Annotated in this window: 18 protein-coding genes; 9 read left to right on the forward strand and 9 right to left on the reverse strand. The window is 73.8% G+C overall.

Annotation, left to right across the window (positions count from 1 at the left end; genetic code table 11):
* Positions 1-129: 129 nt before the first annotated feature.
* From IH09_RS04045 to IH09_RS04060, 4 genes are all read right to left on the reverse strand, one after another.
* Positions 130-1173, reverse strand: coding sequence for an NAD(P)/FAD-dependent oxidoreductase (locus IH09_RS04045; RefSeq protein WP_052854052.1), 1044 nt, complete (start codon positions 1171-1173; stop codon positions 130-132).
* Positions 1170-2138 (reverse strand): cucumopine synthase-related protein, encoded by a 969-nt coding sequence (locus tag IH09_RS04050; RefSeq protein WP_052854054.1) that lies wholly within the window; start codon positions 2136-2138, stop codon positions 1170-1172. Before IH09_RS04050 ends, IH09_RS04045 begins: the two co-directional genes overlap by 4 nt.
* A gap of 673 nt (positions 2139-2811) precedes the next feature.
* Positions 2812-3837, reverse strand: a complete 1026-nt coding sequence (locus IH09_RS04055) for an L-tyrosine/L-tryptophan isonitrile synthase family protein (protein ID WP_110952054.1) — start codon at positions 3835-3837, stop codon at positions 2812-2814.
* A gap of 92 nt (positions 3838-3929) precedes the next feature.
* Positions 3930-5243 (reverse strand): cytochrome P450 family protein, encoded by a 1314-nt coding sequence (locus IH09_RS04060; RefSeq protein ID WP_052854057.1) that lies wholly within the window; start codon positions 5241-5243, stop codon positions 3930-3932.
* A gap of 375 nt (positions 5244-5618) precedes the next feature.
* Here IH09_RS04060 and IH09_RS04065 point away from each other — a divergent pair, with 375 nt between their 5' ends.
* The 3 genes from IH09_RS04065 to IH09_RS04075 all read left to right on the forward strand — a co-directional run bounded on the left by IH09_RS04065 (position 5619) and on the right by IH09_RS04075 (position 8805).
* Complete coding sequence (locus IH09_RS04065) at positions 5619-5900, forward strand: hypothetical protein (RefSeq protein WP_052854059.1); 282 nt, start codon at positions 5619-5621, stop codon at positions 5898-5900.
* 68 nt (positions 5901-5968) lie between these two features.
* Entirely contained in the window at positions 5969-8344 is a 2376-nt protein-coding gene (locus IH09_RS04070; RefSeq protein WP_110952075.1) for a heavy metal translocating P-type ATPase, read from the forward strand.
* Positions 8341-8805, forward strand: a complete 465-nt coding sequence (locus IH09_RS04075; RefSeq protein WP_052854060.1) for a copper chaperone PCu(A)C — start codon at positions 8341-8343, stop codon at positions 8803-8805. Before IH09_RS04070 ends, IH09_RS04075 begins: the two co-directional genes overlap by 4 nt.
* 138 nt (positions 8806-8943) lie before the next feature.
* On the opposite strand, the gene IH09_RS04080 is transcribed toward IH09_RS04075, so the two are convergent.
* Positions 8944-9579, reverse strand: coding sequence for a sigma-70 family RNA polymerase sigma factor (locus IH09_RS04080; RefSeq protein ID WP_052854061.1), 636 nt, complete (start codon positions 9577-9579; stop codon positions 8944-8946).
* 50 nt (positions 9580-9629) lie between these two features.
* On the opposite strand from IH09_RS04080, the gene IH09_RS04085 reads away from it, so the two are divergent.
* Positions 9630-9920 (forward strand): zf-HC2 domain-containing protein, encoded by a 291-nt coding sequence (locus IH09_RS04085; protein ID WP_052854062.1) that lies wholly within the window; start codon positions 9630-9632, stop codon positions 9918-9920.
* A gap of 205 nt (positions 9921-10125) precedes the next feature.
* Here IH09_RS04085 and IH09_RS04090 read toward each other — a convergent pair whose 3' ends face one another.
* The 3 genes from IH09_RS04090 to IH09_RS04100 form a co-directional block, all read right to left on the reverse strand.
* Complete coding sequence (locus IH09_RS04090) at positions 10126-10911, reverse strand: hypothetical protein (RefSeq protein WP_052854065.1); 786 nt, start codon at positions 10909-10911, stop codon at positions 10126-10128.
* A gap of 309 nt (positions 10912-11220) precedes the next feature.
* A complete protein-coding gene (locus IH09_RS04095) occupies positions 11221-12282 on the reverse strand; it encodes an aldo/keto reductase (protein WP_110952055.1) in 1062 nt (353 codons plus the stop codon).
* 225 nt (positions 12283-12507) lie between these two features.
* On the reverse strand, positions 12508-13338 hold the full coding sequence (locus IH09_RS04100; RefSeq protein ID WP_094791045.1) for a DsbA family protein: 831 nt from the start codon (positions 13336-13338) through the stop codon (positions 12508-12510).
* 443 nt (positions 13339-13781) lie between these two features.
* Here IH09_RS04100 and IH09_RS04105 point away from each other — a divergent pair, with 443 nt between their 5' ends.
* The 5 genes from IH09_RS04105 to IH09_RS04125 all read left to right on the forward strand — a co-directional run bounded on the left by IH09_RS04105 (position 13782) and on the right by IH09_RS04125 (position 19161).
* Positions 13782-14630 carry an FAD binding domain-containing protein gene (locus tag IH09_RS04105; RefSeq protein ID WP_052854068.1) on the forward strand — a complete coding sequence of 283 codons (849 nt, stop codon included), beginning with the start codon at positions 13782-13784 and terminating at the stop codon, positions 14628-14630.
* Positions 14631-14641: 11 nt separating this feature from the next.
* A complete protein-coding gene (locus tag IH09_RS04110; RefSeq protein WP_052854069.1) occupies positions 14642-17041 on the forward strand; it encodes a xanthine dehydrogenase family protein molybdopterin-binding subunit in 2400 nt (799 codons plus the stop codon).
* A 40-nt stretch (positions 17042-17081) separates the two neighbouring features.
* Positions 17082-17660 (forward strand): (2Fe-2S)-binding protein, encoded by a 579-nt coding sequence (locus IH09_RS04115; protein WP_094791046.1) that lies wholly within the window; start codon positions 17082-17084, stop codon positions 17658-17660.
* The gene (locus tag IH09_RS04120; RefSeq protein WP_052854070.1) at positions 17660-18352 is read left to right on the forward strand and encodes an SRPBCC family protein; all 693 of its coding nucleotides are present in this window, start codon (positions 17660-17662) and stop codon (positions 18350-18352) included. The genes IH09_RS04115 and IH09_RS04120 overlap by 1 nt, the downstream gene beginning before the upstream one ends.
* A gap of 368 nt (positions 18353-18720) precedes the next feature.
* Positions 18721-19161, forward strand: coding sequence for a MarR family winged helix-turn-helix transcriptional regulator (locus tag IH09_RS04125; protein WP_052854477.1), 441 nt, complete (start codon positions 18721-18723; stop codon positions 19159-19161).
* Between the two features lie 268 nt (positions 19162-19429).
* Here IH09_RS04125 and IH09_RS04130 read toward each other — a convergent pair whose 3' ends face one another.
* Positions 19430-19762 carry an ArsR/SmtB family transcription factor gene (locus tag IH09_RS04130; protein WP_052854073.1) on the reverse strand — a complete coding sequence of 111 codons (333 nt, stop codon included), beginning with the start codon at positions 19760-19762 and terminating at the stop codon, positions 19430-19432.
* Positions 19763-19814: the final 52 nt, after the last annotated feature.

Below are 19814 nucleotides of genomic sequence, written 5' to 3' on the forward strand. Positions count from 1 at the left end.
TGCACGAAGGCCCGCTCCGCATCGGACGGTTCATGGCGGCGTATCACCCGGGCGTGATCCCCGACTCGGGATGATTCGACGCCAGAACCCGGATCGTCTCGATGCGGCGCGGGGACCGGCAGTTCAGGGTTACTTGCCGAGGTAGAGGTCGCGGAGGAGCTCTCCGGCCGCGGGTGCCTGGCACAGGCCCGTACCGGTGAACCCCGTCGCGTAGAAGAAGGGCCGGGAGGGGTCCCGGCCGATGAGAGCGGTGCCGTCCTTGCTGGAGTCGAAGGAACCGGTCCATCCGCGACGGAGGCGGATGCCCTCAAGGGCCGGGTAGGTGGTGCCGAGCTGCCGGGACAGCCGCTGGAGCCACGCCTCCCGGGATTCGTCCTGCCGGGGGCGGCCCATTCCGACGAGGATGCGGTCCTTCCAGGCGCGGATCCGCATTCTGGTGGGGTGCAGGGTCATCGGCAGGTTGGTGAACGGCACCGCGGGAGGGTCGGCGAGGAGCAGTTCCGTGGGCTCCGGAGTCATCGGGAGGTGGACGCCGGCCATGTCGCCGACCGTCTCCGACCAGGGGCCTGCCGCGCAGATGATGTTCTCGGCGAGGATGCTGCCTGCGGGGGTGTGGACCCGCCCGTCGGGGTCGATGCCCGTGACGGGGGACTCCGTGCACACGACGGCGCCGGCCTCCTGGGCGGCCGCGGCGTAACCGCGCACGATCGCGGTGGGGTCGCAGGAAAAGGCATCGGGCGACCAGGCCGCCGCCAGGATGGTGCGCTCGTCGAGCAGCGGGTTGAGGCGCGCCGCTTCGGCGGCGCTCACGAGCTCGACGTCCACTCCCGCGGCCTGCTGCGCGGCGTGGTCGCGGCGGAACTTCGCCACCTGCTCCTCTTCGGTGAACAGCACCATGAACCCGACACGTTGCAGGCCGAGCGGGGTTCCGGTGCGCTCGGCGAAGGCGTGGTAGGCCGCCATGCTGCGGGCGGCGAGGCCGCCGGTGCGGGCGTCGTTGGGGAAGTAGGTGCGTACGACGTTCGCCGTGGCTCCGGACGCCCCCGATCCGAGCGTGCCGCGCTCCAGCAGGACGGTGCCGACGCCGGCCTCGGCGAGATGGCAGGCGATCGAGGTGCCGATGACCCCTCCGCCGATGACGAGGGCTTCGGTGCGTTCGGGCAGCTCGCTCATGCCGGCTGCCCCACTTCGGCGCGGCGCTGCTGGCGCAGCGGGTCCGCGGCGTCCCACGGGAACAGATGCAGGTTCCAGCCCCCCAGGCAGTTGATGTAGAGGGCCATATGCCTCGCCACGGCCAGGAAGTCGTCACGGTCGAGACGGTCCAGGCAGGACATGAAGCGCTGGGTGAAGTCCCACAGCTTCTCCAGACCGCAGTAGCCCAGGAACTCGGCCGGGACACCGACCAGCAGGCGTGCCATCTGGCGCACGGAGTCCATCGGCATGTCCGCGACGGCGGCTCGGATCAGGCCGCCGTAGGCGGCGTACCCCAGCGGGCGGGTCTCACCGTTGACGAACAGAAGGGTGGGCAGGACCGTCTCGTTGGTCCCGGCCCTGGAGGGGATCAATCCTCGGTGCATATCGCCGAGCTCGGCGGGTTCGGACAACCAGATCCGCTCCGTCTCGGCGTGCACGTCGTGGATCAGCTGGTTCGCCTCGGCGTCTGCGGCGGTCAGCCGGGGGATGCGGTGGCCGCCCGCCTCGCCCGCCCTGCGGACCTCCACCAGGATCTGCTTCTTCGTCGAGTAGACCGCCTCCCAGACGGCCTGTCCGGCTTCGAGCAGGGTCGATATGTCCTCCGCCAGGACCTGACCCACGGGGGCCGCCGGCATCGGTTCGGTCAACTCGCCGTACTTGATGCCCAAATGCTGAAGCGCGGAGCAGAACACCGTCCCGTCGGGCGCCTCGCGCCGGTCGGCGATCTTGTAGGACGCGTGCGTGTGCAGCAGCGAATGGATCGGCGCCACGTGATACAGATGCTCTCCCGCCACCAGCGCGTGCCCCTGGAGGCTCTGGTAGGGCAGCGATTCCCACAGTGCATCGGCCAACTCGGGGTTGCGATCGTCGAGTTCCGCGGTGACGGTGAAACCCACACCGGGCCAAGCGATCTCAATGCGCCGTCCGGGTAACGTCTCAGACAAGGTCTTCCCCTTACGTTTCGATGAGATGTCACCTTCCCTGTCACGGGAGACGGGGAAGGTGCTCCAAGCCACAGTTGTCACTTCCGCACGAGAACAACACGCCTTCCCCACCCGCCACAAGAAGAAATCGGGCCGCCCCTTGCGTGCCCGCGCCCCTCAGCCTGCGGGCTGTCCCCCACGGGCGACTGCAATCCCAAGGAATCGACCCCGCCCCGCCCTGCGTCTTGGCGCTGGCGCGTGCGTTCACGCCCACAATCCAAGAGCGGGCTCCGCCTGCCGACTTTCCGAGTGAGGAACAGCGCACGCTTTTCGGTCACTTCACCGAGGAATCGGACGAGGGACAGCTCGCCCGGGTCCTTCCTGCCGGGTCGGACCGCACGGCGCCGGGCGATGGCCGCGCGGGGAGGGCCGATGGCCGCGCGTGCCGGCTCGGAACCGGATCGGCTGAGCCGTGCCGATGGGCACATGAGCCGCTGGCGGACCCGGAGTTGTCGCACGAGCACACACCTACGCAATCATTCCGGGGCCTCCGCCATACCCGACGCACCTGCGAACCTGATCACTCACCGATCACGGCCGGCCACCCGACAGGCTCTCCGCCCTCACCGGCGCAGACCCGGCGACCGGCCCCGCACCGGTCACCGGTCGTCCCGCCCCGGTCGCCGGTCGCCGGTCATCCCTCGCCGGTGGCCTCGTAATGGCTCGGCCGTCCCTGGCGCAGGACCAGGCGGCCGAGCCGTTCGGCGTCGGCCCGCCGCATCAGTTCCCGCCGGCCGTCCGTGTGCCGGAGCAGACAGGAGTGCCAGGGCGTCAGCCATACGTCGGGGGCGTCGAGCAGGCGTATGCCGAACTTGGCCGAGCCCCGTGGCTGCGGGTGGATGGAGAGCCGGCACGCGTCGGGGTGGTGTGCGGCGATCAGGTCGCCCCAGGCGCGGCTGCGCTGGATGACGCCGTACGCGCGGGTGCGGCAGTCGCGCTGCAGCGCCGAGCGGGAGCCGGTGAAGGAGACGGTGTCCTCGAAGAGGAACCGGGTGATGCCCTGGTAGAGCCGCCGGGTCGGCTCGTCACCGCGTGTCTGGGCGCGCAGGGTCTCCAGGGACGGTGCGTGGCGGGCGTGGATCCGGGTGCGCTTCGCGTCGTTCGGCAGGTCCCCGTAGACGTCCCGCAGGTCGAAGACGTCCAGGTGGGTCAGGCCCTCGTCGCGGATCAGGGCGCGCAGCGCATCGCCGTAGGCGTCGATATGCCGGTCGGGGACGTGGACAAGGTCGCTGAAGACATGCCCGTCGGAGCAGATGAGTACCCGGGCGCCGGGCGGGTGCACGGCCGTGACGCGGGCGCAGAGGTCGTCGAGGAAACGCAGCGAGAGCCGTTCGCCCTCGTCCGGGAGGTGGCCGAGGACCTTGGCCGGGTTGGGGGACTTGCAGGGGAAGCCCGGCAGGGTGAACAGGACCGGCGCACCCGCCGCGACCCGCGGGGCGAGCTGGCGCAGTTGGGCCGGGTACGCGTCGGGGCCGAGGTCGTGGCCGGTGTCCAGCGTGCGCCGGTACGGCAGGAGGGTGGCGAGGATGGCGTGACAGGTGGCCAGGTGTGCGGCGGGGGCGCCCGGTGGGGGCTGGGGAGGGGTGACGGTCGGGTGGACGGGCGCGATGGCGGTCGCGATGGTGGTCGTGGTGGCGGGTCTGGTGCCGGTCGGTGGCATGGGGGCTCCTTCGGTGGCCGGAGGCGGTGGCGGGGCGGCGGCCGAGCTGCGGCCGGGGGTGTCGCGGGAGGGTGGGGCGGCGGGCGGCCGGGTCAGCGGTCGCCGCGCTCGTGCCCGGCGGCGGCCCCGTGTCCGGTGACCGGGCACCGCGCGGGCGGGGCGGCGCCAGTACCGGCGCCGGGGCCGGGCCGGTAGGTCACCGGCAGCCGGTCGACCCCGCGGGCCAGTACCGCGGGGGTCCAGCGGAGTTCCGCCTCGGGGACGGCCAGTTGGAGGCCGGGCAGTCGGCGGAGCAGGGTGCCCAGGGCGATCCGGAGTTCGACGCGGGCCAGCGCGGCGCCGGGGCAGAAGTGGGTGCCGTGGCCGAAGGCGAGGTGGGTGCGGTGGGGGCGGTCGAAGTCGAGGGTCTCGGCGTCGGCGAAGTGCCGGGGGTCGCGGTTGGCCGCGCAGAGCGAGACGATCACCGAGTCGCCCGCCGGGACCCGCGTCCCGTGCAGGTCGGCGTCCTCGGCGAAGAAGCGCCAGGTCGTCAGCTCGAACGCGCTGTCATGGCGGAGCAGTTCCTCGACGGCTCGGGGCAGCAGTTCCGGGCGGCGGGCGAGGGCCGCGAGGTGCCCGGGGTGGCGCAGCAGGGTGAGCAGGGCGGTGGTGATCTGCTGGGTCACCGGTTCCTGCCCGGCGACCAGGAGCTGGAAGATCATGGAGTCCAGCTCCTCCTGGTCGAGCCGGCCGCCGTCGCGGGCGGCCACCAGCCGGGAGAGCAGGTCCTCGCCGTACTCACGGCGTTTGTGGACGACCAGGTCGGCGATGTACCGCTGGAGCCCGCGCAGCCGGGCCTCGTACGCGGCCCGGCCGGGGTCCGTGGGGCCGACGGGCTGGACGACCTTGCCCCAGTCCCGGTCGAAGCGCCGCTGGAACTCCGGTGGCAGCCCGATGACTTCGGCCAGCACCTGGAAGGGGAAGCGGGCCGCAAAGGCGTCGACGAGGTCGGCGTGCCCGGTGGCGGGGAGTTCGTCGAGCAGCGCGTCGGCGAGGGCCTGGAGGCGGGGGCGGAGGCCGTCGACGCGCAGCGGGGCGAAGGCATCGGTGATGAGGCGGCGCAGCGCGGTGTGCCGGGGCGGGTCCTGGTGGAGCAGATGCACCTGGAGCTGGGAGTGCTGCGGTTCGGGCATGATCGACGCGCGGGCCCGCCAGGCGGCGTTGCCGCGCGAGTGGTGCTTGCCGAGCCGGTCGTCGGTCAGCGTCCGGCGGGCGGCTTCGTACCCGGTGACGAGCCAGGCGCACACTCCGCTGGGGAAGCGGACCCGGTGGACCGGACCGCGCTCGCGCAGTTCGGCGTAGAGCGGGTACGGATCGCGCTTGTAGTCCGCCCCGTACAACTCGACGGGGTCGGGGATTGCGGCCATGGCGGCCTCCTCACGGGGGTGGGTCACCGGGTGCTGCCGGGTTGACGGCGCGGGCCGGTGGTGTGGACCGGGCCGGGACGGCACGGCGTTGGAGAGGTCGGGCGGGACGCGTGTCGAGTTCCCGCCGGGACCGGAGGTTTTCGTCCGCGCGGAGGTGAACGGCGCGGGCCGCAAACCCAGTTAGTCGCGGCCGGGGGCGCGTCGGTTCCGGCGGGGACGGAGGACAAACCTCACGCGTCTCACCGGCCGCTTTCGTGCGTCCGGGCGGGGTCGCGGCTGCCACCATGACGCCATCGGACGGCTGTTGCCACGCGCACCCCCGCCCCCTCGTTCTCCTCCCCTCCCCCACTCCTCCCTCCGAGCACTGGAGCGGCGATGTCCTCGTCCCCGGCCGACCGCCGTCGGCCCGTCCTTCCCCCGGCCGTTCAGCGGCTGCTGCCCGCCCGGCCGGTGGCCGGCTTCGCCGTCCTGCTGGCGGTGCTGTTCGCGCTGTCGTACGCGGCCGGCTCCGCCGCCGGACCGGTGGCCCCCGGTCTGCGTCCCGGGGGCGGTGCCGGTACCGGTGGCACCGATCCGGCCGGTGGCGGCGGTATGGGCGGTATGCCCGGCATGGGTGCCGCCGCGCCGCGGGCCGGCATCGTGGGAGGAGCGCGGTGACCACGCAACCGCACGACTCCGCCACCCCGCCCGCGCCGTCACGCACCACCACCCTGGCGGTCGGCGGCATGACCTGCGCCGCGTGCGTGGGCCGGGTGGAGCGGAAACTCGGCCGGCTGGACGGCGTATCGGCCTCGGTGAACCTGGCCACCGGCCGGGCCACCATCAGCCACCCCGCGGCGGTACCCGTCAGCGCGCTCGTCACCACCGTCGAGGCCGCCGGGTTCACCGCGCACCTCCCCGAACCCGCCGTGGCGCCCGAGCGGCCGGACGGTCCGGATGCCGGGCACGCCGGGCGCCGGGACGACGGCGCCCGCGCCGCGCGCGACCGGCTGCTGGTGACCGCGCTCCTGTCGCTCCCGGTGCTGGTCCTGTCGATGGCGCCCGGCTGGCAGTTCCGCAACTGGCAGTGGCTGTGCTTCGTACTCGCCGCGCCGGTCGCCGTATGGGGCGCGTGGCCCTTCCACCTCCGTGCGCTGCGCGGTCTGCGGCACGGCGCCGCGACCATGGACACCCTGGTGTCCCTGGGCGTCGCCGCGTCGTTCATCTGGTCCGCCTACGCACTGTTCTTCGGCGGGGCGGGCGAACCGGGCATGGCCATGCCGTTCTCCCTGCTGCCCACCGCCGATGACGGGACCGCGCACCTCTATCTGGAAGCCGCCGTCGGCGTACCGCTGTTCGTCCTGGCCGGCCGCCGGATGGAGGCCAGGGCCCGGCGCGGCACCGGCTCCGCGCTGCGCTCGCTCGCCGAACTCGCCGCCAAGGACGTCACGGTGCGGGTGGACGGGGACGAGATACGCGTACCGGTGTCCCAACTGAAGACGGGCGATCACTTCGTCGTCCGGCCCGGCGAACGCGTCGCCACCGACGGCACCGTCACCGCGGGGCGTTCCGCCCTGGACCTGTCGCTGATCAGCGGGGAGAGCCGGCCGGTCGAGGTCGGTCCCGGCGCGGCGGCCGTCGGCGGTGCGGTCAACTCCGGCGGTCTGCTGGAGATCCGGGCCACCGCCGTGGGCGCCGACACCCAGCTCGCCCGGATCACCCGGCTCGTCGAGGACGCGCAGACCGGCAAGACCAAGGCCCAGCGGCTGGCCGACGCGGTGGCGGCCGTCTTCGTCCCGGCCGTGCTGACCGTCTCCGTCACCGTCCTGGGGTTCTGGCTCGGGGCCGGTGCCGACCCGCAGGCCGCCGTCACCGCCGCGGTCGCCGTCCTGGTCGTCGCCTGTCCGTGTGCGCTGGGGCTGGCCACCCCGACCGCGCTGCTGGCCGCCACCGGCCGCGGTGCGCAGCTCGGCATCCTGGTCAGCGGGCCGCAGGCGCTGGAGCGGCTGCGGCGGATCGACACCGTCGTGCTGGACAAGACCGGCACCCTCACCACGGGGCGGATGAGCGTCACCTCCCTCACCCCGCGGGCCGGCGGCCTCGATCCGGCCGACACGCTCCGGCTGGCCGCCGCGGTCGAACAGGGCTCGGAGCACCCGCTGGCCCGCGCCGTCCTCGCGCACGCCGGCAGCCTGCTGCCCGGCCAACCGCCGCTGCCCGTGGCCGACTTCACCGCCACCCCGGGTTTCGGCGTACGCGGCGGCGTGGACGGCCGCCGGGTGACCCTCGAACGGCCCGGCGACCTCGACGCTCTGCCCGCTCCGCTGCCGGCTGCGGTACGTACCGCGGAGGGCGCGGGTGACACGGCGGTCCTGGTCACCGTCGACGGCACCGCGGAGGCCGTCATCGCCATCGGCGACGCGCTCCGCCCCGACGGCTACCGCGCCGTCGACCGGTTGCGCCGCCTGGGGCTGCGCCCGGTGCTGGCCACCGGGGACCGCGCGGCCACCGCCCGCGCGGTGGCCGGTCACCTGGCCATCACCGAGGTCCACGCCGAGGCCCGCCCGGAGGACAAGGCCGCCCTCGTCACCGCCTTGCGGGAGCAGGGCGGGCGGGTCGCCGTGGTGGGCGACGGCGTCAACGACGCGGCGGCCCTCGCCCTCGCCGACCTCGGCATCGCCATGGGCAGCGGTACCGACGCCGCGATCGGCGCCGCCGATGTCACCCTGGTGCGCGAGGACCTCCAGGCCATCGCCGACGCCGTGCACCTGGCCCGCCGGACCCTGGGCACCATCCGCGCCAATCTGCTCTGGGCCTTCGGCTACAACCTCGTCACCGTGCCGCTCGCCGCCGTCGGACTGCTCAACCCGATGCTCGCGGCCGCCGCGATGTCCGCCAGCTCACTGCTCGTCGTGGGCAACAGCCTGCGCCTGCGGTCGTGGAAACCGGGGCCCCCTGCGAAGCGGGACAGCACAGCGAAGCGGGATAGCACAGCGAAGCAGGACAGCCCGGCACCGCGGGGCAGCACGGCGCGGCACGAAGGCACGGCGAAGGCGGCCCGCCCGAACGAGGGTTCCGGCGCGCGGCCCGCCCGTACGCACACCTCCCGGAGGACGACATGAGCCGACTGCGCGGCGCCGCCGTACCGCTGCTCACCTGTCTGGTGACGCTGGGCGCGCTCACCGCCTGGACCACGGCCGGCCGGGCGGGGTCGCCCGCGGAGCTGAGCGCCGACGAGGGCCGGGTCCTGGTCCCCTTGAGTACGGAAGCCACCGCGGCGTTCGTCACCGTCCGCAACACCGGCGGCGCGGACGACGTGCTGACCGGTGTCACCGGTCCGGCGGGGCACACCACGATGCTCAGCCGCACCGTCGACATCGGGCGGAACGCGGCGCGGATGGAGATGGCCGGCGCCGTCACCGTCCCGGCGGGCGGCTCGCTGCGGATGTCCCCCACCGGCCTGGACATCATGGTCAGCCCGCCGCCGCGGCTCGCGCCCGGCGACCGGCTCACCTTCACGCTGCACTTCCGCGACAGTCCCCCGCTCACCGTCCGGACGCGGGCCGTGCTCCCCGGTCGGTGACGGGCGGTCAGTGACGGGCTTCGGGGCCGATCCCACGGGGCCGATCCCACGGGGCCGATCCCACGGGGCCGATCCCACGGGGCTCATGGACAGGCGACCGCCGTCCATGAGCCCCGTCGGCGTACCGGGAGCGGCGCGTCAGGCCACCGCGCCCGCGAGGTCCCGGGGCCGGTCACCCGGCCACGGTCCGGCGTCACACACGGCTCCGGGGTGCGGCCGGTCCGCCAGGGCCTCCGCTTCCGCCAGCAGCGCGACGAGCGTCTCGCGCGCGCGGGCCACCCGGGAGCGCACCGTCCCCACGGGGCAGCCCATCACCCCGGCGGCCGCCGCGTACGGCAGCCCCAGCAACTGGGTGAGCACGAACGCCTCGCGCCGCGCCGGCGCCAGCGCGGACAGCAGCTCCGCCAGGGCGACGCCCTCCTCGAACCCCGGCACACCGCGCGGCTGCACGCGCTCCGCCGCCGTCTGCCAGTCGTCGGTCGCGGCCAGCCGGGGCCGGGCCGCGTGGGAGCGGATACGGTCCGCCACGACCCGGCGGGCGATGGTCAGCAGCCAGGTCCGCGCCGACGACCGGCCCTCGAACCCCGGCAGACTGCGCAGCGCCCGGACGTAGGTGTCCTGCGTCAGATCGTCGGCGGCCTGCGGGTCGCCGCTGAGGTGCGTCACATAGCGGCGCACATCGAGCTGGGTGGCCCGGACGAACTGTTCGGCCGCCGCCTCGTCGCCGGTCCTGGCGACCAGCGCCCAGGCCGTCACCGCCTCGTCATCGCGCATGCCGCGGCCGCCCCTCGCCGCGGGCCCCCGGGTTCGGGGAGGATGGCCGCATGCTCTGTTCGCGCATTCGTACGGCTCTTTCCGCACGCCTCGACGGCGAGGAACCGCCGCCGGGCCACACCGCCCGCGGGCTCAACGGCCATCTGGCGGCGTGTGCGGACTGCCGCGACTGGGAGGCGCGGGCGCGGCGGCTGGCGGCGTTGACGGCCGGCCGGGCGTCGGCGGACGGCCGGGAACCGGGGGCGTCCGCCGACGCCTTGCTCGCCCGGCTGCGGGCGGTGTCCGCGCTCCCGGGCGCCGAGGACGGGGACAGGAACAGGGTCGGCGAACAGGCCGGCTGACCGGGCGTGCGGGTGCCCGCCCCGCCGTCCGGTGGACCGGTTACGGACGGCGGCACCTGGGATGCCGGCTTCCGGACAGGAGTCATCATCTGGAGTCCTTCGCGTGGTCCGGTCGCCGCCGTGGCGGCACCGGTGACGTCAGAGCCCGGGGCGCCCGGCGCCGACGACGCGGCGCCGGGTCCGGCCCGGGGGTACGACCGTGCTGTCAGACGACAGCCGGTCCACGCGGCGGACCCCGCAAGGAGATGACATGAGCCAGCAGAACGGTGCGCACCGCACGCCGCGGCTCCGGACGGCGGGGGCGTACGCCGGGCGGGGCGTCGGGCAGCACGATCCGCCAGACCAGTACCAGCGGGGCGACCAGGAGCGCCGACACGGTCCGGACGACCCGGAAGGCCGCGCGCTCCCCGCCCCACAGCCACCACGCGCTCAGCAGCGCGACGAGCAGATGCGCCGCGAGCATGCCGCTCGCACTGCCGTGCATCCCGCCCTCCGCCATCGGGTGCGGCATCGGCTGTGACATGCCCGGCAACTGGTCCAGCAGGGCCTGGCCGCCGTGGTGGCCGGAACCCGCCGTGCCGGTGGCGGCCGCCGCGGCGAGCGCGCGGCCCCCCGGTCCCACCTCCTGCGCCCGGCGGGCGGCCTCGATGTCGGCGAGCGGCATCCCCTGCGCGCCGCACAGCCAGGCGTTCGCCCACTGACGCGCGAGCGAGAGCCGCTCACCGCCCGCGTCGGCGACGGCCTGCCCGAAGGAGAACGCGCTGTGCAGGGCCGCCTGGGCGCCCACCGTCAACACGCCCACCAGCACCGGTCCGCGCTCGCGGCCCGCGACACACCAGGCCGCGGTGGTGCATCCGGCACCGGCGGCGAGCAGCGTCCACCAGGGCACGACGGCATCCGACATCGCCATGTGCCCCAGCGCGGCGAGCAGCACACAGACCGCCGCGAACACCGCGGCGCGCAGCCCCCTGAGAACGTGCCCCGCATCCATGACGGCCCCATCGTCCCACCCCGCCCCGCACGGGCGACGGGAGGGGCACCGGCCGGCGCGGGACCCTGCGGAACGCGGTGCCACGCGCCACCACCGCACACCACCGTCGGGTGGCCCCGCCGACCGGTCACAGCCCGCAACACACGGCCGCGACCGGCGCCTTCACCACGGCCCCACCGGCACCACGAACCCGCCGGCACCGCGACGCGGCCAACGTCCCCGCCCGGCCCGGCGGACGGTGCCGCCTTCGCGATGCCCCCCTACGGCTACGACGGGAAGGTGACGACAGGCCCTGCGGACGGCGCCGCCCTAGCGGATCTCGCTCGTCGTACGCCGGTAGGTGGACCGCCGGTCCTCGATGGCGGACCAGCGGTCGCCGTAGACGGTCTGCGTGATGCCCGGTTCCCGCAGGAAGTCGTGCGGGAATCCGAGCGGTACCGCGCTCGCCGCGTCGAGCCGTTCGACGGCGTCGGCGTCGAGTTCGACCCCGACGCTGGCGAGATTGTCGGCGAGCTGGCTCTCCTTGGTGGCGCCGATGATCGGGATGATGTTGCCGGGCCGGCTCCGGAGCCACGCCAGCGCCACCTGCGCCGGACTCCAGCCGCCCTGCTCGGCGATCTCCAGCACCGCGGTGATGATCTCGTCCTCGTTGTTGTGCTCCGGGCGGCGGTCCCAGAGCCCCGTGTCCAGCCTGCCGGACTCGCCACGGCGGTACTTGCCGGTGAGTTTGCCCGCGGCGAGCGGGGCCCAGGCCAGTACCGCCAGATCGAAGGCGCGGGCCTGCGGGAGCAGTTCGCGCTCCGGCGTCCGCTCCAGCAGGTTGTAGCGCAGCTGCGAACCCGCGAAGGAGGTCCAGCCGCGCAGTTCGGCGAGCGTGTTCGCCTGCGCGATCTCCCAGGCGGGCCAGTCGGACACCCCGATGTAGAGCACCTTTCCGGCGCGTACGAGGTCGTCCAGGGCGCGCATGACCTCCTCGACGGGGGTGAAGTTGTCCCGTGCGTGCACCCACAGGACGTCGACGTGGTCGGTGCGCAGCCGCCCGAGGCTCGCCTCCACCGAGTGGACGAGGTTCTTGCGGTGGTTGCCGGCCCCGTTCACATCGCCCGGCCGGGTCGCGCAGGTGTACTTGGTGGCCAGGACGAAGCTCTCCCGGCGACCGGTGAGCAGCTCGCCGAGGATGCTCTCCGAACCGCCGTCCGAGTAGTTGTTGGCGGTGTCGATGAAGTTGCCGCCCGCGTCCGCGTAGGCGTCGAGGATCCGACCGCTCGCCTCCTTGGCGGCGCCCCAGCCCCAGGCGTCCCCGATGGTCATGGCGCCCAGGCTCAGTTCGCTCACCCGCAGGCCGGTCCTGCCGAACAGTGTGTAGTGCACGGTGTTCCCCTTCGGTCGGGTCGTGCCGCAGACGCTAGGGGCTGGAGCACACTCCAGCGCAAGCGGCGACGCCGCGCCGCGCGGTGCGCCCGGCTGTGGCCCACCGGGATGCGCCTCCGAGACGGACCTCACCATGGCGCCGCCCGGCCGGGTCCGGGGACTTCCGCGGCGGGGCCGTGCCGCGGAAGTCACCGGCCGCCGGTCAGCGCAGGCCGCGCCGGGGGCTCACGCGGACGGGCCGGACGCCACGGTGGTGGCCGTCGCCGACCGCTCCGACACCTTCTGATCCGCCACCCGCTGTGCCTCCTTCTGGACCAGCGCGCGCAGTTTCTTCGGGGTCAGCGAGGTGCCGGCGCCCGGGACCGGTACCTCGTTCACCGTCACGACCGGGGCGTCGTCACCGAGCGCCGCGGCGGCGAACTCCGCCTGGGACGCGGCCACCCAGCCCTGCCGTTCACCGGTCTCGACGCAGGACCGGAAGGTGCCCTCGTTGATCTTCCCGGCCTTCTTCGCGAGCGCGAAGAGCAGCTTCCGGTTGCCGAGCCCGTCGTGTGCGAGGTCCGACTGGTGCTGCCAGACCTGGTCCACGAACTGGGTGAACCGGCCCTGGTCCTGTGCGCAGGCGGCCGCGGCCGCGGCGGCCTTGGCCCCGCTGCCGCCGTACTGCTTGTCGCTCTGGGTCACCAGGCGGTAGTCGATCTGCACCTGGCCCGAGGCGAGGAGCTGGGTGAAGGTGTCGGCGTACCGCTGGGCGAAGGCCCGGGAGGCCGGGCTGCCCAGGTCCTCGTAGACCGTCAGCGTCACCGGGACGGTCGGCTTCACCGGCAGCGCCAGCTTCGTCTTTCCCGCGGGACCCGTCGCGTCCGCGGGCGCCACGACCGCGTCGGCCTTACCGCTGCGGACGTACGCGCCCAGGGTCGCGGCCGCTCCGTAGACCACCGCGAGCCCCACGACGATCACGGTGTAATGACGCCAGTTGTCCCGTCGGCGCCCGCGCCGCGGCGCGCCCTTGCCGGACTGGTCATTACCTTCTTTGAGTTCCGTGGAACCCGCCATGCGAAACCGCCTTGTCACCATGCTCCGCGGTGGCGTACGCACACCACCACATTCACCGACCACCGCGGCGTCATCCCGACCGCCACGTCAACGTCTCCACTGTGCCAGGTGAACCGCCCCGCGCCCGCCGACGGGTGGCGCCCGCACCACCGCGCGGGGCGCGCCGGGTCCTCCACCGCAAGGGGAAAGAAGCACGCCAAGTCGGTGCGGCCCCCTTGCCAAGGCGAGATAGTACGTGTTCGGATCATTTCCGTCGGATACCGCGATCCCCGTGCATCACCGCAGATCAGAGCATGCCCGCAGGCCGGAGAGAGTTGCCGCGTCGCCCTCCTGGCCGACTGCCCGTCAGCCCCGCCCGCCCGTCACCGGCCCGCTTCCGCCGCCGGCTCCGTCCGCCGCCCCCGCGGCCCGGAGCGGCGTCCGCCCTCCCGTCCAGGAGGAACATGAAACCCGCTCCCTTCCGCTATCACCGGGCCCGCGACCTCGCGGGCGCCACCCGGCTGCTCGCCGAACTCGGGGAGGACGCCAAAGTCATCGCCGGCGGCCAGAGCCTGGTCGCGATGATGAACTTCCGGCTGGCCCGGCCGCAGCACCTGATCGACATCGCCGGGCTGCGCGAACTCGACCACCTCGGCACCGACGCCGACGGCGCGCTGCGCGTCGGGGCGCTCACCACCCATCACACGGTCGAGACCGCGCCGCCCGGCACGCTGGGGGCGGAGTTCGAGGTCATCCGCGCGGCGATGGGGTGGATCGGGCATCTGCCGATCCGTACCCGGGGCACGGCCGGCGGCAGCGTCGCGCACGCCGACGCGACCGCCGAATGGTGTCTGCTCGCCGTCGCGCTGGACGCCGCGTTCCTGGTCCACGGCCCGCGCGGGCGGCGCCGGATCGCGGCCGGGGACTTCTTCCTCGGCCCGTACACCACCGCCCTCGATCCCGATGAGCTGCTCACCGAGATCGTCTTCCCGCGGCCCGCGCCGTACGCCGCGCTCACCGAATTCGCCGCCCGCCGGGGGGACTTCGCGATCGTGTCGGCGGCGGTGGACCTCGATGTCCAGGGTGCGTCGGTGCGCGGCGGCCGGGTGGCGCTCGGCGGTGTGGCGCCGGTGCCGGTACGGGTGCCCGAGGCGGAGGAGGTGCTGGCCGGCGGCGGCTCGTTCACCGCGTGCGCGGCGGCGGCCGCGGCCGCCGTCGAGCCGCCGGACGACGCCAACGGCAGCGCGTCCTACCGGAAGCAGTTGATCGCCACGCTGGTCCGGCGCGCCTGTGAGGAGGCGGTGTCCCGATGAGAGACGGTCCGATGCCGGGTGTCCCAGGGGCGGGGGTCCCGGCGGCGCCGGGGCGAGGCGGGCGGCTGGTCGGCCGGTCGGTTCCGCGCCGGGAGGATCCGCGGCTGCTGACCGGACGCGGCCGGTTCGTGGACGACATCGCGCTGCCGGGCATGCTGCACGCGCAGTTCGTGCGCAGCACCGTCGCGAACGGCGTCATCGAGGCGATCGACCTCACCGCCGTGCACGAGGTGCCGGGGGTGGTCGCGGCGTTCACCGCCGGGGATCTGGCGCTCAGCGATATCGTCGCCCAACTGGAGCGCCCGGAGCCGGAGTTCGTGGAAACGGCGATGCCGGTGCTGGCGCGTGACCGGGTCCGCTATGTCGGCGAGCCGGTCGCCATCGTCATCGCCCGGGACGCGTACGCCGCCGAGGACGGGCTGGAGGCGGCCCGGGTCAGCTATACCGTCCGCCAGCCTGTGACGAGCGCGGCGGCGGCGCTGGCGGCCGACGCGCCGCTCGTCCACGAGGAGGCCGCGCACAACACCCTGGTCGATGTGTCGCTGTGCGCGACGGACGGTATCGACGAGGTCTTCGCGGCCGCCGACCGCGTCGTCCGGGTGGACACCCGCACCGGGCGGCAGAACGCGCTGCCGCTGGAGACCCGGGGTGCGGTGGCGCACTGGGACGACCGGGAGGAGCAACTGGTCGTGCAGACCTGCACCCAGGTGCCGCACCAGGTACGGACGGTGGCCGCGCGCTGTCTGCGGCTGGCCGAGCGGGCGGTGCGGGTGGTGGTGCCGGACATGGGCGGCGGCTTCGGCCAGAAGTCGGTGGTGGGCCGCGAGGAGATCGCCACCGCGGCGGCGGCGCTGCGGCTGCGCCGGCCGGTGAAGTGGATCGAGGACCGCAAGGACGCGCTGTCGGCGTCCTTCCTCGCCCGCGAGCAGCACTACGACGTGCGTGCCGCGTTCGACGCGGACGGCAGGATCCTGGGGATCGACGCGGACGTGGTGTGCGATATGGGCGCCTACTCCTGCTATCCGTTCACCGCCGGTATCGAACCGCTGATGGCGTCGGCGGAGCTGCCGGGCGTCTACAAGGTCCCCGCCTACCGGGTGCGGGGCCGGGCGGTCGCCACCAACAAGGCGCCCACCGCGCCGTACCGGGGGGTCAGCCGCCCGCAGTACGTGATGGTGGTGGAGCGGCTCTTCGAGCGGGCCGCCCGGGAGCTGGGCCTGGATCCGGTGGAGATCCGCCGCCGCAATGTCATCACCGATTTCCCGTACACCGGCGTCAACGGCATCACCTACGACCCGGGCTCCTACCTGGAGTCGCTGGACCTGTGCGCGCGGACGCTGCGGGACGAGGGCTGGTACGAGCGGCGGACGGCGGCGGCCGAGGAGGGCCGGCATCTCGGCATCGGCTACGCGTGTTTCAGCGAGCGCACCGGCTACGGTTCCGCGGCCTTCGCGCAGCGCAGGATGGCGGTGGTGCCGGGGTTCGACATCTCCGAGGTCCGGATGGACACCAGCGGCGCGGTGACCGTGACCACGGGCACGATGAGCCATGGGCAGAGCCACGAGACGACCATGGCGCAGATCGTCGCCGACGAACTGGGCCTGGACATCGGCGCCGTACGGCTCCACCAGGGCGATACGGACCGCATCACCTACGGCTGGGGCACCTTCGCCAGCCGCTCGATCACGGTCGGCGGGAGCGCCGTACGGCTGGCCGCGGGCAAGCTCGGCGAGAAGCTGCGCCGTATCGCGGCGGACCGCTGGGGCATCCCGTGGGAGGAGACCGCGCTCGGCCGCGGCCGGGTGCACCGCCGCGGGGACCCGGCCGTCACGATCGGCTACCCGGAGCTCGCCGACCTCGCGTACCTCAGGGCCCATCTGCTGCCCAAGGACATCGAACCGGGGCTGTCGGCGACGGCCACCTTCGACGTCTTCAACGACGGGACGTTCTCCAACGCCACCCACGGTGTGGTGGTGGAACTGGACGAGGGCACCGGCCGGGTGGAGATCCTGCGCTACGTCTGTGTCGAGGACTGCGGTGTGGCGATCAATCCGCAGGTGGTGGAGGGCCAGTGCCGGGGCGGTATCGCCCAGGGCATCGCGGGCGCGCTCTTCGAGCAGGTGACGTACGACGCCCAGGGCGAACCGTCGGCGACCAGCTTCCTGGACTACAAGGTGCCCACCGCCCACGAGATCCCGGAGGTGACGATCCACCACCTGGAGACGCCGTGCGCCTTCTCCGCGACCGGGGCCAAGGGCGCGGGCGAGGGCGGCACGATCGGCGCGCCCGCCGCCGTGCTGAACGCCGTCAACGACGCCCTGCGCGCCACCGGCGTCGAACTCGACCGCACCCCTCTCACCCCCGAGACGGTGCACCGCGCACTGCGCGGACTCCCGGAGCCCGCCGCATGACCCCCGGCCAGGAACACACCGCGTCCCCAGGAGCCCCTTCATGACCGACACCGACACCGACGCCGGCACGGACAGCGACACGGGTGCGGACTCACTTCCCGTCGATTCTTCCCCCGTGATCGGCCGGGAACTGCAACTGATCACGCTCGAAGTGAACGGCGAGGAGTACGAGGTGATCACGGAGCCTCGCCGCACGCTGGTGGACATCCTCCGCCACGAACTGCGGCTGACCGGTACCCATGTCGGCTGCGAGCACGGCGTCTGCGGTGCCTGCACGGTGCTGCTCGACGGGCGGCCGGTACGGGCCTGTCTGATGTTCGCGGCGCAGGCGGAAGGGGCCGCGATCCGCACCGTCGAATCACTGTCGGACGGCGCCGACGGAAGTGAACTGAGCGATCTGCAACGGGCGTTCCGCTCCCATCACGGATTGCAGTGCGGTTTCTGCACCCCCGGCTTCCTGATGCTCGCCGAGGGCTTCCTCGCCGAGCGGCCGCAGGCGACCAAGGCGGAGATCCGCGAGGTGGTGGCGGCCAATCTCTGCCGGTGCACCGGCTATCAGTCCATCGTCGAGGCGATCGACAGTTGCGCCGCCGCCCGGCGCGAGGGAGAGGAGAAGTGATGCGGCTCAGCAACACGGTCCCGGTGCCCGCCGCACCGGACGAGGTGTTCGCCCTGTTGAACGATGTGGAGCGGGTGGCGTCCTGTATGCCGGGCGCGGTGCTCGACGGGCGGGACGGCGACTGCTGGCAGGGCAGGGTGAAGGTCCGGGTCGGGCCGGTCACCGCCGCGTACGCGGGCACCGTCCGGTTCCTGGAGGCCGACGCCGGGCAGCGGCGGCTGCGGGTACAGGCCCGCGGCGCCGATACGCACGGCAGCGGCGACGCGGAGGCGGAGGTGACGCTGACGGTGGCCGAGGCGCCGGAGGGTGCCCGGCTGGAGCTCTCCACGGACCTGGTGATCCGCGGAAAGCTCGCCCAGTTCGGCAAGGGCGCCATCGGCACCGTCTCGACGCGGATCCTCCAGCAGTTCGCCCGGAATCTCGGCGGCCTGCTGGATGGTGAACGCACCGCGGAGACACCCGCCGAGGGACCCGCCGACGCACCCACGGCGGCGGCCCGTCCGGCGGCGGTCGCGCCCCCCGCCGCCACCGCACCCGCCCCCGCCCTCGACGGGCTGTCGCTGCTCGCCGGGCCGGCCCTCGCCCGGTACGGCCCGGTGGCCGCGGCGTTCGCCTTCGGCGTGTTCGAGGGCTGGCTGCTGGGCCGGCTCGCCTGTCAGGCGCGGCAGCTCAAGGCGGTGGGGCGGGGGTGAACGCGAGCCGTTGCGGGGCGGCCACCGGCCGCGCCGCCGCGCGCACCGGATCCGGCGCCATGGTGCGCCCTGTCGTGGACCGCTTCCCCGGCCGCGCCGCGGACCGTTTTCCGCCGCCGAGGTGCCCCTTGGCCATGACCGGACAGGCCCGCCCTGACGCCGGATCACCGTGATTGAGTTGCCCCATGGCTGATGAGACCGATTCTTTTGGTTCCCTTGGTTCCTCCGGTTCACGTGGTTCCTCGGGATCCCTTGCTTCCCCCGAGTCCCCCGGTTCCGTGGGGACGCCTGTTTCTCCCGCTTCCCCCGGTGCCGTCGGGACGCCTGTTTCCCCCGCTTCCCCGGCTTGCCTTGAGTCCGGTCCCGCGATACCGCCCGCCCTGACCGCCGCCCCCGGCTACCAGGTGCGCCGTCTCTACCAGGCGTATCTCGCGATATGGGTGCGCGCGGTCGACACGACCCTGACCGGTCCGCAGTACGCGGTGCTGACGGCCGTGGACGCGACGCCGGGCCACGATCAGCGGTCGATGGCGTCGGCGGTGGCGCTGGACACGTCCACGATGGCGGACGTGGCCCGGCGGCTGGAGAACCGCGGGCTGATAGTGCGCCGCACCGCCGCCGCCGACGGGCGCCGCAAGCTGCTGTATCTGACCGAGGAGGGCGAGCGGGTGCTGCACGCCGCCCGCGACCGGGCGCGCCAGCTGGACGAACGGCTGCTCACTCCGTACGAACCGGGGCGGCGCGACGACCTCATGCGGCTGCTGACCTCCCTGGCCGACCACTGGGAGGGTCTGGCCCAGGACTCCTGAGCGCACCCGCCCGGCCGCCGCGCCGCCGGTGTGCGCACCGGCCGTGCGGAACCGCCCGGCGGCGCCCGCCCCCGGACCGCGGACGGCAGCCGGTGGTGAGCGCCGCCGATGCCCGGACGGACCGCTCCGCGGCCTGGGACCCGAACAAGCCGGGTCCGCTATGGCCTGAACCAGCCGGTAAATGGCGCGACTTGGGACCGTTGGGCCGCCCGGGGCGGCGGCGCGGGCCGGGCCGTACGGGCGTCCCGTCGCGGTGTACCGGCGGGCCTCAGACCAGGCCGGGCAGTTCCGCGGGGTTGTTCCTGATGAGGTCGATCAGTCCGGGGAAGCGGGCTTCGAGGTCCGTCGTGCGGAGCGTGGCCATCCGGCTGTTGCCCCGGTCGGTCTGCCGGATGAGCCCGGCTTCCCGCAGGACACGGAAGTGGTGGCTGCGCGTCGACTTGGAGACCGGCAGGCCGAAGGACGTGCAGTGCCGTTCGGCGCCCTCCGGTTCCCGGGTGAGCCGGGAGACCACCTCGTAGCGCCGGCGGTCGGACAGGGCGTGCAGGACGGTGCGCAGCTCCATCTCCTGGGGCTCGGGGTGTCCTTCTGCGTCGGGCATCGTGACGGCTCCTTCGGATGCGGTGATCGGCGGCGAGGAAGCGGGTGCCCGG

It is taken from the genome of Streptomyces celluloflavus (assembly GCA_000720995.1).
Taxonomy (GTDB): domain Bacteria; phylum Actinomycetota; class Actinomycetes; order Streptomycetales; family Streptomycetaceae; genus Streptomyces; species Streptomyces celluloflavus.